Raw genomic sequence first — 11,988 nt, 5'->3', positions numbered from 1 at the left:
GGGAGGCGCAGCGTGCCGTAGGAGAAGAGCCGCTGGGTCACGAGCCGACCCTAGCGCGCACGGGCGTACGCTGACCGTGGCCCGCCGCCCGGCGCGGGCGAGGAGGAGGCCACGTGGCGCAGCATCCGTCGACCGCGACCGAACCGGCGGGCGCGCCGGTGCTCGAACTCGCCGACGTGTCGTTCCGCCGCGACGGCAAGCAGATCCTCGACGACGTGTCGTTCACGGTGCGCGCCGGCGAGCACTGGGCGCTGCTCGGTCCGAACGGCGCGGGCAAGAGCACCATCCTCGCGTTCTGCGGCGCGGTCGCGCATCCGACGAGCGGCACGGTGCGCGTGCTGGGCGAGCAGCTGGGCCGCGTCGAGCTGCAAGCGCTGCGGCGCCGGATCGGGCACGTGAACCCGAGGCATCCGCTGCAGAGCGCCCGCACCGTGCGCGAGGTGGTGCTGAGCGGCATCACGGGAACCGTCGAGCTGCCGATGCACTGGGATCCGACCGAGGCGGACCTCGCCGCCGTCGACCGGCTCGTCGACCAGCTCGGGCTCGCCCTGCGCGCACGAGACCGCTGGCCGACCCTGTCGCAGGGCGAGCGGGGGCGGGCGCTCATCGCCCGGGCGCTCATCAGCGAACCCGAGCTGCTGCTCCTCGACGAGCCGTCGACCGGGCTCGACGTGGCCGCCCGCGAGCAGCTGCTCGAGACCGTCGACGACCTCGAGCGCACGCACCCCGAGCTCGCGTCGATCCTCGTGACGCACCACCTCGAGGAGCTGCCCGAGACCACGACGCACGCGACCCTCGTCTCGCACGGGCGCATCCTCGCGGCGGGGCCGGTCGAGGAGGTCGTGACGACCGAGCTCGTCACCGAGGCGTTCGAGCACCCGATCCGGGTGAGCCGGCACGACGGACGCTGGGCGGCGCGGGCGATCCGGGCGCGGCGCGCGGCCGCCTGAGGGCGGGCGGCCGCCTCGACGGAGCGCGCCCCGTCCGGGCGGGGCGCATGTCCGTCGCGCCACCCGCTTGCGGGCATCCGCGCGGCGGCGTAGGACTGCGGGCATGTCCGCCGACGACCGCTTCGACTCCGCCGCACCGTACGAGCGCTACATGGGCCGGTGGAGCCGGCTCGTCGCCCCCGCCTTCCTCGACTGGTTCGACGCGCCCGCCGGGGCTCGCTGGATCGACGTCGGGTGCGGCACCGGTGCGCTCACCGAGGAGATCCTCGACCGCGCGGCGCCCGCGAGCGTGCTCGGCGTCGACCCGTCGGCGGGCTTCCTCGACGCGGTCCGCGGGCGGCTGGGCGACCGGGCGACGTTCGCCGCGGGCGAAGCCGAGCGGCTCCCCGTCGACGACGCGGCCGCCGACGTCGTGGTCGCGGGGCTCTCGCTGAACTTCGCGCCGGATCCGTCGGCGGCGCTCCACGAGTGGCGCCGCGCGACCGCCGAGCACGGCCACGTCGGCGCGTACGTGTGGGACTACGCCGAGGGCATGGGCCTGCTGCGCGAGTTCTTCGCGGCCGCCCGGTCGGTGGTGCCGGATGCCTCGGACCACGACGAGGCGGCCCGCTTCGAGTGGTGCCGCCCCGAGCCGTTGCGCCGCCTCGTCGGCGACGCGTTCGGCCACGCGCCTCGCATCGACCCGCTCGAGGTCGACGCGGTCTTCGCCGACTTCGACGACCTCTGGGAGCCCTTCCTCGGCGGCCAGGGCGTCGCGCCGGTGTACCTCGCGACCCTCGCGCCCGAGCAGCGCGACCTGGTGCGCGAGGCGCTGCGCGCCCGGCTCGCGCCGGCCGCCGACGGCACGATCACCCTTGACCTGCGCGCCTGGGCGGTGGCCGTCGAGCGCTGACCCGCCCCCTCCCCGCGATGTCGCCGAGGTAGCCGCCGCCGTCGCCGCACGCGAGACTGGACGGCATGGCCGGCGAACTCGTCCTCGTGACCGGCGGCACCGGATTCATCGCCGCCCACTGCATCGTGCGCCTGCTGGAGCACGGCTTCCGCGTCCGCACCACGGTGCGCTCGCTGGCGCGCGCCGACGAGGTCCGCCAGCTCGTGCGCGCAGGCGGGGCGGATGCCTCGGCCGTGCGCTTCGCCCAGCTCGACCTCCTGCACGACGACGGCTGGGACGAGGCGGCGGCCGGCGCCCGCTACGTGCTGCACGTGGCCTCGCCGTTCCCGGTGCGACAGCCGAAGGATGCCGACGAGCTCATCGTGCCTGCGCGCGAAGGGGCGCTCCGCGCCCTGCGGGCCGCCCGCGCCGCGGGCGCGCGTCGCGTGGTGCTCACGTCGTCGTTCGCCGCCGTCGGCTACAGCTCCCGGCCCGGCCGCCCGTACACCGAGGAGGACTGGACCGACCCCGACGACCCCTCGCTCAGCCCGTACATCCGCTCGAAGGCGGCCGCGGAGCGCGCGGCGTGGGACTTCGTCGAGCGCGAGGGCGAGGGCCTCGAGCTCGCGACGGTGAACCCGGTCGCGGTGTTCGGCCCGGCGCTCGGGCCCGACCTGTCGTCGTCGCTCGAGCTGCTGCGCACGATGCTGAACGGCGGCGTGCCGGCGCTGCCGCGGGCGGCGGTGAACGCGGTCGACGTGCGCGACGTCGCCGACCTGCACGTGCGCGCGATGACGCATCCGGATGCCTCGGGCGAACGGTTCCTCGCGGTCGCGGGCGATCCCGTGCTGGTGCCCGAGATCGCGCGGATCGTCCGCGCCGGCCTCGGCGACGCGGCGCGGCACGTGCCCCGACGGGTGCTGCCCGACTGGCTGGTGCGGGTCGTCGCCCGGTTCGATCCGCAGGTGCGCGCCGTCGTGCCCGACCTCGGCCACCTGCCGTACGCCTCGCACGCGAAGGCCGCCGACGTGCTCGGCTGGACGCCCCGCTCGAACGAGGAGTCGATCCTCGCGGCCGCGGAGAGCCTGGTGCGGCTGGGGCTCGTGCGGGAGTAGGACCGGCCTACCCGACCCCGGGGAGCCCGTCGAGTACCGCCAGCACGCGACCGACCGAACCGCCGAGGTTCCATTCGGCGGCGAGTTCCTCGAGCCGGTCGCGGGCGCCGCCGGTCACCGGTGCCAGCCGGGACTCGTGGTCGGGCAGGTCGAGGTCGCGTACCACCTCGACCACGGTGGGCGCGACGTCGAGGTACGCCGACGCCGCGGTGACCTTGGCGCGCACGCCCGCCGAGATGCCCGGCACGGTCGGCGCATCGGAGGCGGCCGCCTCGCGGATGCCGTCGAGGTCGGCGAACGCGACGAGCAGTCCGGCCGCGGTCTTCTCCCCCACGCCCGCGACGCCGGGCAACCCGTCGGAGGCGTCCCCGCGGAGCACCGCGAAGTCGGCGTACTGCTCGGGCAGCACCCCGTACTTCTGGAACACCACCGCGTCGGTGACGAGCTCCAGCTTGCTCATGCCCCGCGCCGTGTAGATCACGCGCACGCCCGAGGCATCCGACACCAACTGGAACAGGTCGCGGTCGCCGGTGACGACGTCGACCGGCACGTCGGCGGTCGTGGCGAGGGTGCCGATCACGTCGTCGGCCTCGTGCCCCGGCGCACCGACCACGGCGATGCCCAGCAGGGCCAGCACCTCGGTGATGAGCGGGATCTGCGCGACGAGGCCCGACGGGGTCTCCTCGACGTCGGGCGCATCCACCACGGCTCGCTCGACGCGGTGCGCCTTGTAGCTCGGGATGAGGTCGACCCGCCATGCGGGCCGCCAGTCGTCGTCCCAGCAGGCGACGAGCCGGGTCGGCTCGAAGTCGGCGACGAGCTTCGCGATCATGTCGAGGAGCCCCCGCACCGCGTTCACGGGAGTGCCGTCGGCCCGTTTGATCGAGTCGGGCACGCCGTAGAACGCGCGGAAGTACAGGGACGCGGTGTCGAGCAGCATGAGTCGGTCGGCCACGAGCCGATCCTTGCACGCAGCGGGCGAGCCGTCACGGCCGAGTGGCCGTCGCGCGCGTCAGACGGTCGTCGCCGTGCCCGAGTCGAGCCAGACGACCTTGTCGCGCACCGCGGCCGGGCCGGCGTCGATGACCGCCTGGGCGGCCTCCCGGCCCTCGCGGAAGTGCGACCAGTGGTCGAAGTGCACGGGCACCACGGCGCGCGGACCGAGCAGTTCGATGAGCTCGATCCCGTGCTGGGCCGTCATCGTGTACTTCGCCGGGCCGGTGATCGGGAACTGGACGCTGCCGAGGTGCACGACCGCGACGTCGACGTCGAGCCGCGAGGCGGCATCCCGCAGGCCGTCGTAGAGCACCGTGTCGCCCGTCACCCAGACGGCCGTCTCGGGAGCGTCGCCGAGCGACACCGCGAACCCGGTCGCGCTGCCCACGAGCGGCTTGCTGAACGGCGGACCGTGCCGGGCCGGCGTCGCCGTCACCGTGAGCGGGACGCGCGCGTCGCCGTCGTCGGATGCCTCGCCCTCACGCGGTTCAACGGTCGCGGTCTCCCACGCATGGAGCCCGTGCACCGCCGACAGCCCGGTGCGGCGCAGCCGGGTCGCCGCGGCCGCGGTCGTGATCACCACGCCGACCTGCGGCAGCAGGGCGCGCCCCGCGTCATCGAGGTTGTCGGCGTGCTGGTCGTGGCTCAGCAGGACGACGTCGATCGGGCCGACCTGCTCCGTGGTCAGGGCCGGGGCGTCGGTCTTCACCGACGACGTGCCCGGCCCGAACGAGTACTTCCGCCCGGGCGGATCGAACGTCGGATCCACCAGGATCCGCCAGCCCTCCAGCTCGATGAGGATCGTCGGACCGCCGATGTGGGTGAGAGTGGGGCGCCGGGCCATGGCGCGATGCTATCGCCCGCGGAGGGCCGAGTGGGCGCCATCCGGATAGCGTGGTGCCATGGGGTTCGCCGACACCGTCCGGGCGTCGAAGCGGCCACCCCTGCTCCAGGTGGGCAAGGCGGCCGCGGCGACGATCGCGGCCTGGCTCGTGGCCGGATGGCTCATCCCCGGGCCGCTCCCCGTGTTCGCCGCGATCGCCGCCCTGCTGGTGGTGCAGCCCAGCGTGAACCAGTCGCTCGGCAAGGCGATCGAGCGCAGCATCGGCGTGATCGCGGGCGTGCTCGTCGCGACCGGCCTGTCGCTCCTGCTCGGCCAGAGCAGCTGGGTCGTGCTGCTCGCGATCGTGGTCGCGATGCTCATCGCGTGGGCGCTGCGGATGACGCCGGGCACCGCCAATCAGGTCGCCATCAGCGCGATGCTGGTGCTCGCGCTCGGGTCGTCGACCCCGGGCTACGCCCTCGACCGGGTGCTCGAGACGCTCATCGGCGCGCTCATCGGCATCATCGTGAACGCCCTGATCGTGCCGCCCGTACAGGTCGCCCCGGCCCGGCGCGACCTGGCGCTGCTCGGCGGCGAGCTCGCCGCGTCGCTCGACCGGCTCGCCCGTGCGCTCGAGCAGCCGCAGACCCCGGCGACGCTCGCCGAGCTCATCGTCGAGGCCCGGCTCATGCGGCCGATGCGCGACGCCGCCGACGCCTCGATCCGCACCGGCGAGGAGTCGCTCACCCTGAACCCGCGCCGCTCGGCCCACCGCACCGAGCTCGCGGAGCTGCGCGCCCTGCTCGAGCGGCTGAGTCCGATCGTCACGCAGGTCATCGGCATGACCCGCGCCGTCGTCGACCTCTACGACGAATCGCTGCCCGAGGAGCCGACGGTGCTCGCGATCGCCGAGCAGCTCGGTCGCGCGTCGCACGACGTGCGCCTGGCGGTGCACCTCGCCGACGTCGAACCGGAGCCGATGACCTCGGCGGTGCCGGCGCTGACCTCGCCGCTCGTCGTCTCGACGCCGAAGTCGGGCAACTGGATCCTCATCGGATCGCTGCTCGAGGACCTGCGCCGCATCCGCGCCGAGCTCCTCGACGAGGAGGACTGAGCCCGCCGCTCAGCCGAGCAGGTCGCGGACCGCGAACCCCCACTCGAAGCCGCACTCGCGGCAGTCGAAGATCGGCGCGTCGTCGAGGCCGCCGAGCGGCGAGACCTCGCCCGCAACCACCTCGACCTCGAAGTCGAGCGGGCCGTAGACGATCGCGCGGACGTCGGCGGACCCGCAGCGCGGGCACGGGTCGTCATGCACCTGGTGTGCGACGTTCGGCTGCATCTGCTGGACCATGCCCGTCACGGTACGCGCCGCGTCCGACATCGGCCGGAGCCGGCGCGCGCGCCGCCGACGTGGAGCGGGGCATCCGCCCGGCGCCGGCCCGACGTGCGTGCGAGCCCGGCGCTCCCGGCGCGCCCTCCGCGATCGCTGGCGCCCGCCGCCGTGGGCTCGCTAGCGTCGGGGCATGGCGAACGCACCCGAGGGGGGTCGGAAGCGGGCTCGGCTGGGCCGCCCGACCGTGAGAGATGTCGTGTCCGGCTTCGCGACCGGGCTCTTCTCGATCCCCGAGGGCATGGCGTACGCGAGCATCGGCGGCTTCGCCGCCCCGCTCGGCCTCTGGTCGGGCATCGTGCCGACGATCATCGGATCGGTGTTCGCGCGCACCGTGCTGATGGTCACCACGCTGACGAGCGCGATCGCCCTCACCTCGAACAGCGTGCTGACCGGCGCCGGCCTCGACCCGGGCGACCTCGGCGCGATCGCCACGCTGACGATCCTCACCGGACTCGTGATGCTCGCGCTCGGCCTGCTGAAGCTCGGCTCGGTCATGTCGTTCGTGTCGACCGCGGTGATGACGGGGTTCACCACCGGGATCGCGCTCCAGATCATCACCGGCGTCATCGACGACGCGACCGGCTACTCGCCGACCAGGCACGACACGCTCGGCAAGGTCGTCGAGGCGATCGCGCACATCGGCGAGTGGGACTGGGTGACGGTCGCCGTCGCCGGCGCGACCGTCGCCGTCTGGGTGGGCCTCCAGTTCGTGAAGCCGCTGAAGTCGCTGGCCACCCTCATCGCGCTCGTCGTCGTCACCGCGGTCGTCGCGATCTCGGGCATCGCGGTCGAACTCGTCTCCGACATCGCCGCGATCCCGCGCTCGCTGCCGCCGCTCACGCTGCCCGACCTCACGGCCGTGCCGGCGCTCGCCGGGGGCGCGGTCGCGATCGCCCTCGTCGCCCTCGCCCAGGCGGCCGGCATCAGCGCGGCGGTCGCGAACCCCGACGGCAGCCGGTCGGATGCGTCGAAGGACTTCACCGCCCAGGGGCTCGCGAACGTCGCCGGCGGGTTCTTCTCGGCACTGCCGACCGGCGGATCCCTCTCGCGCACGGGGGTCGCGACGAGCACGGGCGCGCAGACCCGATGGTCGGGCATCTTCGCGGGCGCCTGGCTCGCGATCATCGTGCTCGCGATCGGACCCCTCGCCGGCATCATCCCGATGGCCGTGATCGGCGGGCTCATGCTGGTCATCGGCGGCGAGCTGATCGTCGGGCGGACGAAGGACATCGTGCTCGTCGCACGCACCTCGTGGCTGTCGCTCGCGGCGATGGCGGGCACGTTCCTCGCGACCACGGCCCTGCCGCTCCAGCAGGCGATCTTCCTCGGCGCGGGCCTGTCGATCCTGCTGACCGCGGTGAGCGTCTCGCGCACGGGGCGCGTGGTGGAGCTGCGGCGGGACGACGCCGGCGGATGGCTCCTCCAGGACCCGCCCGCGCGGCTCGAGTCGGGTCGCACCACCGTGCTGCACTACTCCGGCGTGGGCTTCTTCGCCGAGGTGAACCGGCTCGAGCAGGAGTGGCCCGACCCTGCGGGCGCGACCGACGCCGCCATCGTGCTGTCGTTGCGGGCGTCGGCGGGCGTCCCGTCGGCGACCTTCCTGAAGGCGCTCGACCGCCAGGCGGCCCGGCTCGGCGAGCGAGGCATCCCCCTCGTGCTCGCGGGCGTGCGGCCCGCGACGCGCGACCTGCTCGTGCGCACGCACGCCATCGGGGCGATCGGCGCGGACAACGTGATCGCGGAGACCCCGCAACTCATGGAGTCGCTGACCCTGGCGTACGAACGGGCGGAGTCGCTCAGGGTCCGGGAGGGTTGACACCCGTCCCGCCCCCGTTCAGGCTGCTAAGTGGCGAAGGGGGGCGCAGTGACGACGACGTTCGGGATCGAAGAGGAGTTCGTGTTCCTCGACCCCGTCACGCTGCGGCCCGCCGACGCCGGGGAGGACGTGTACGAGCAGCTCTCGGCGGACCCGCAGTGGGGCGCGGTCACGCACCGCGAGTTCCTGGCTTCGCAGATCGAGCACGCGTCGACGGTCTTCCGCCGGCTCGACGAGGCGGAGGCCGCCGTCTCGGGCTTCCGGGTGCGGCTCGGCGAGGCGGCCCGCGCTTCCGGGGTGTACGTGGCGAGCGTGGGCACGTCGCCCGATGCGCACCCGTTCCCCGCGGTCACGCACACGGAGCGCTACCAGCGGATCGTGCGCGACATGGCGGGGCTCATCGCCGACCACCAGTTCTGCGGCCTCCACGTGCACATCGGCATCCCCGATCGCGAGGCCGGCGTGGTCGCGATGAACGCGGTGCGCCCGTGGCTGCCGCTGCTCACGGCCATCTCGGGCAACTCGCCGTTCTGGCGCGGATACGACACCGGGTACGAGAGCTGGCGCACCATCCAGCTCCGCCGCTGGCCCACCGCCGGGTCACCGCCCCTGTTCGCGGACGCGGGCGACTACGACCGTCGCATCCGCGCGCTCCTCGGGATGGCCGGACTGAAGGACATCGCGCTCATCATGTGGAGCGTGCGCCTGAGCGAGCACCTCCCGACCATCGAGTTCCGCATGGCCGACGCCCAGCTCTCGACGGAGGACACCCTGCTCATCGCGGCCGTGTGCCGCGGCCTCATCGAGTACGCCCTCGACGAGCACGCCGACCGGCACCGCATCGACCGCGAGACGAACGTGCCGGGCGAACTCCTGAGCGCCGCCGTGATGCATGCCGCGCACGCGGGACTGCGCGGTCAGCTCTACGACCCGGCCGCCCGCGAGCTCGCCGACGCCCGGGTCGTGTTCGACCGCCTCCTCGAGCGCATCGGACCGTACCTCGAGCGATCGGGCGACCTCGCCCGGGTCGCCGACCTCTCGGCCCGGCTGCTGCAGCTCGGCACGGGCGCCTCGCGCCAGCGGGCCGCGTTCCGCCGCGGCGGGGTGGACGCGCTCGCCCGGCTGTACGAAACGACGATCGGCTGGGATCCCGACACGAGGGCGGCATGACGCAGCCGACCGGTCGCGAGGGCGACCGAGCGGCGGATCCGGCCGACGGGGCCGAAGCCGCCGAGCCGCGCGCGGCGGCTTCGGCCCCGTCGGCCGCGCCGGTCGTGTCGGACGACGGGCCGGTCGTGTCGGACGACGGGCCCGGCTGGGCGGAGCCGCACGCGGCGACGCATGCCACTCACGTGGAGGCGACCGCCGGATCGCGCGACCTGCTGCGACAGCTCGTCGTGGCGATCAGCGCCGTCGTGGCCGTCGTCGTCGCGTTCATCGGCTCGGGCGCGGCCGGCGGCACCCGCATCCAGGACGCGGCGGGCGGCGCGCTCGATGCCGACGCCACCCTCCTCGCGCCGGGCCGCGGCGCCTTCGTCATCTGGTCCGTCATCTACCTCGGCCTGCTGGCGTACGCCGTCTGGCAGTTCCTGCCGTCGCAGCGTGCCTCCGAACGGCACCGCCGGCTCGGCTCGCTCGTCGCGGCGTCGATGCTGCTGAACGCGACCTGGATCCTGACCGTGCAGGCGGGCCTGCTCGGCCTCAGCGTCGCGGTCATCGCGCTGCTGCTCGTCGTGCTGTGCCTCGCGTACGCCACCTGCGTGCGCCTGCCACCGCACCGCATCGCCGACGCGATCCTCACCGACGGCACGATCGGCCTCTACCTCGGCTGGGTGTGCGTCGCGACCGCGGCGAACCTCACCGCCGCGCTCGTCGCGGCCGGGTTCGACGGCTGGGGCCTGCCGCCCGAGGCGTGGGCCGTGCTCGTCATCGCGGTCGCGACGGCGGCGGTCGCCGCACTCGGCGTGTTCAGCCGCGGGGGCATCGCGCCGATGCTGTCGGCGTGCTGGGGCCTCGCCTGGATCGCCGTCGCGCGCCTCGGCGGCGAACCCGCCTCGGCGGTGGTCGGCATCGCGGCGATCGCGGGCATCGTCCTGATCGTCGGCGTCACCGTCTCGGCGCGGATGGTCGCCGGACGCAACCGCCGGCTCGGCTCGCCGCGCTGAGCGAGCCGCGTGAGCGGATGCCGCGCGTGAGCGGATGCCGCGCCGTCGCCGGGTGCGGCAGCATGGGTGCATGACCGACGAGACCAGGATCCGCGTCGACGTCGGCGACGGCAGCATCTCCGCGATCGTCGCCCGCCCCGCAGGGGCCGTCGCCACGGTCGTCGTCGCGCACGGCGCCGGGGCGGGCATGGAGCATCCGTTCCTGTCGGGGTTCACCCGCGCGCTCGACCGCGAGGGCCTCGCGACCGTGCGGTTCGACTTCCCCTACCGGGAGGCCGGACGCCGGTTCCCCGACCGGCCGCCCGTCGCGATCGCCGCCTGGCGGGCCGTCGCGGAGGCCGCCGCCCGGCTCGCCGCCGAGGCGGGATCGCCCGGCGAGCCGATCTGGGGGGCCGGCAAGTCGTTCGGCGGGCGGATGGCGTCGATGGCCGTCGCCGAGGGCATGCCGGCCGCGGGCCTCGTGTTCCTCGGCTACCCGCTGCACCCGCCGGGCAAGCCCGCCCAGGTCCGCGACGAGCACCTCTACGGCATCACCCTGCCGATGCTGTTCCTGCAGGGCACGAACGACCCCTTCGCCGCTCCGAACGACCAGCTCGACGACATCGTCGCCCGCATCGGGCCGAACGCCCGGCTCGACTGGATCGAGGGCGGCGGCCACTCCTTCGAGGTGAAGGGGCGCAAGCGCCCGCAGGACGAGATCGCCGCGGACCTCGCGCCGCGGGTCAGCGCGTTCGTGCGAGCGCGCTGAGCACGCGCGGCCACCGGGCGCCGCCGGGCGGCGGCGCAACCGTCCCTACGGCAGCAGCACGATCTTGCCGCGCACGTGCCCGGTCTCGCTCTGGCGGTGCGCCTCGGCGGCGTCGACCAGCGGGTACCGGTGCGCGACCTCGAGGACGAACTCGCCCTTCGCGGCGAGGCCCGCGGCGAGCGCGACCGCGTCGAAGCGCAGCGCCAGCTCCTCGGGCGTGAGCGGCACCGGGCTGCCGCCGCTCCACGCGCGGATGCCGAGGTCGGCGGCCTGGCGGCCGAGCACGATCGTGGCGATGCGGTCGCCGTCGCCGACGAGCTCCTTCGACACCTCGATCGCCTCGGTGCTGCCGATGGCGTCGATGGCGACGTCGATGCCCTGCGGGGCCGCCGCGCGCACCCGGTCGGCGAGGCCGTCGCCGTAGGCGACCGGGATGGCGCCGAGGTCGCGCAGGTGCTGGTGGTTGTGCTCGCTCGCCGTCGCGATGACGGTGGCTCCGGCGCGGCGCGCGAGTTGGATGGCCGCCTGGCCGACGGCGCCCGACCCGGCGTGCCAGAGCAGGGTCGTGCCCTCGCCGACGCCCATCGAGGTGAGCACCTGGTGCGCGGTGCCGACCGGCACCGGGATCGCGGCGGCCTGCTCGAAGGTCACGCCGGCGGGCTTGCGGGTGAGGCGGGTGACGTCAATGGCGAGCTCGGTGGCGTACGCACCGGTCGCGTTCGCCACGATGACCTCGTCGCCGACCTCCCAGTGCTCGACGCCGGGGCCGACCATGGTGATGACGCCGGCGGCGTCGGAGCCCAGCCGGCGCGGCTCGGTGATCTCGCCGCTCGGGCGCAGCCGCGCGCGGATCTTCCAGTCGATCGGGTTCACGCCGGCGGCACGCACCTCGACGACCGCCTGGCCCGGGCCGGGCAGCGCGTAGGGGATCTCGACGTACTCCAGGACCTCCGGCCCGCCGAACCGCTCGTACTCGATCGCGTGTGGCACGCCCCTCCCTCGGTCGCGGGGCGCACGCCCCGATTCCACCCTACGGTCGGGGGCCCGTCGAGTCTCCCCTCGACCCCGCAGGCCGTCTTCGGAGGTCTCGATGAGGAGGATTCGCGCGCCG

12 protein-coding genes are annotated in these 11,988 nt (G+C 74.5%); 8 read left to right on the top strand and 4 right to left on the bottom strand.

Translation table 11 applies throughout. The features are described from left to right. The first annotated feature begins 113 nt into the window (after positions 1-113). The 3 genes from ACGGZK_RS06430 to ACGGZK_RS06420 all read left to right on the top strand — a co-directional run bounded on the left by ACGGZK_RS06430 (position 114) and on the right by ACGGZK_RS06420 (position 2,936). Entirely contained in the window at positions 114-950 is an 837-nt protein-coding gene (locus tag ACGGZK_RS06430; protein ID WP_395245442.1) for an ABC transporter ATP-binding protein, read from the top strand. 103 nt (positions 951-1,053) lie between these two features. Then, positions 1,054-1,842: a class I SAM-dependent methyltransferase gene (locus ACGGZK_RS06425; protein WP_395245441.1), complete on the top strand. Its 789-nt coding sequence runs from the start codon at positions 1,054-1,056 to the stop codon at positions 1,840-1,842. A 65-nt stretch (positions 1,843-1,907) separates the two neighbouring features. Beyond that, on the top strand, positions 1,908-2,936 hold the full coding sequence (locus ACGGZK_RS06420; protein WP_395245440.1) for an NAD-dependent epimerase/dehydratase family protein: 1,029 nt from the start codon (positions 1,908-1,910) through the stop codon (positions 2,934-2,936). Between the two features lie 7 nt (positions 2,937-2,943). Here the strand turns inward: ACGGZK_RS06420 and ACGGZK_RS06415 are convergent, their stop codons facing one another. Together ACGGZK_RS06415 and ACGGZK_RS06410 are read right to left on the bottom strand one after the other, a co-directional pair. After that, a complete protein-coding gene (locus ACGGZK_RS06415) occupies positions 2,944-3,891 on the bottom strand; it encodes a 5'-3' exonuclease H3TH domain-containing protein (RefSeq protein ID WP_395245439.1) in 948 nt (315 codons plus the stop codon). A 57-nt stretch (positions 3,892-3,948) separates the two neighbouring features. Continuing rightward, positions 3,949-4,776, bottom strand: coding sequence for an MBL fold metallo-hydrolase (locus tag ACGGZK_RS06410; RefSeq protein WP_395245438.1), 828 nt, complete (start codon positions 4,774-4,776; stop codon positions 3,949-3,951). A gap of 58 nt (positions 4,777-4,834) precedes the next feature. Here ACGGZK_RS06410 and ACGGZK_RS06405 point away from each other — a divergent pair, with 58 nt between their 5' ends. Continuing rightward, on the top strand, positions 4,835-5,869 hold the full coding sequence (locus ACGGZK_RS06405; RefSeq protein WP_395245437.1) for an aromatic acid exporter family protein: 1,035 nt from the start codon (positions 4,835-4,837) through the stop codon (positions 5,867-5,869). A gap of 9 nt (positions 5,870-5,878) precedes the next feature. Here ACGGZK_RS06405 and ACGGZK_RS06400 read toward each other — a convergent pair whose 3' ends face one another. Continuing rightward, the gene (locus tag ACGGZK_RS06400; protein WP_395245436.1) at positions 5,879-6,106 is read right to left on the bottom strand and encodes a hypothetical protein; all 228 of its coding nucleotides are present in this window, start codon (positions 6,104-6,106) and stop codon (positions 5,879-5,881) included. 226 nt (positions 6,107-6,332) lie between these two features. On the opposite strand from ACGGZK_RS06400, the gene ACGGZK_RS06395 reads away from it, so the two are divergent. The 4 genes from ACGGZK_RS06395 to ACGGZK_RS06380 all read left to right on the top strand — a co-directional run bounded on the left by ACGGZK_RS06395 (position 6,333) and on the right by ACGGZK_RS06380 (position 10,877). Then, positions 6,333-7,964: a SulP family inorganic anion transporter gene (locus ACGGZK_RS06395; RefSeq protein ID WP_395245435.1), complete on the top strand. Its 1,632-nt coding sequence runs from the start codon at positions 6,333-6,335 to the stop codon at positions 7,962-7,964. 48 nt (positions 7,965-8,012) lie between these two features. Continuing rightward, on the top strand, positions 8,013-9,134 hold the full coding sequence (locus tag ACGGZK_RS06390) for a YbdK family carboxylate-amine ligase (RefSeq protein ID WP_395245434.1): 1,122 nt from the start codon (positions 8,013-8,015) through the stop codon (positions 9,132-9,134). Continuing rightward, entirely contained in the window at positions 9,131-10,129 is a 999-nt protein-coding gene (locus ACGGZK_RS06385) for a tryptophan-rich sensory protein (RefSeq protein WP_395245433.1), read from the top strand. The genes ACGGZK_RS06390 and ACGGZK_RS06385 overlap by 4 nt, the downstream gene beginning before the upstream one ends. A gap of 70 nt (positions 10,130-10,199) precedes the next feature. Then, on the top strand, positions 10,200-10,877 hold the full coding sequence (locus ACGGZK_RS06380) for an alpha/beta family hydrolase (RefSeq protein WP_395245432.1): 678 nt from the start codon (positions 10,200-10,202) through the stop codon (positions 10,875-10,877). 45 nt (positions 10,878-10,922) lie between these two features. On the opposite strand, the gene ACGGZK_RS06375 is transcribed toward ACGGZK_RS06380, so the two are convergent. Continuing rightward, positions 10,923-11,867 (bottom strand): NADP-dependent oxidoreductase, encoded by a 945-nt coding sequence (locus ACGGZK_RS06375; RefSeq protein WP_395245431.1) that lies wholly within the window; start codon positions 11,865-11,867, stop codon positions 10,923-10,925. Between the last annotated feature and the right edge of the window lie 121 nt (positions 11,868-11,988).

The sequence above is a fragment of the Agromyces sp. MMS24-K17 genome (genome assembly GCF_043950245.1).
Classification (GTDB): domain Bacteria; phylum Actinomycetota; class Actinomycetes; order Actinomycetales; family Microbacteriaceae; genus Agromyces.
This window is presented reverse-complemented; position numbering and strand designations above follow the sequence as displayed.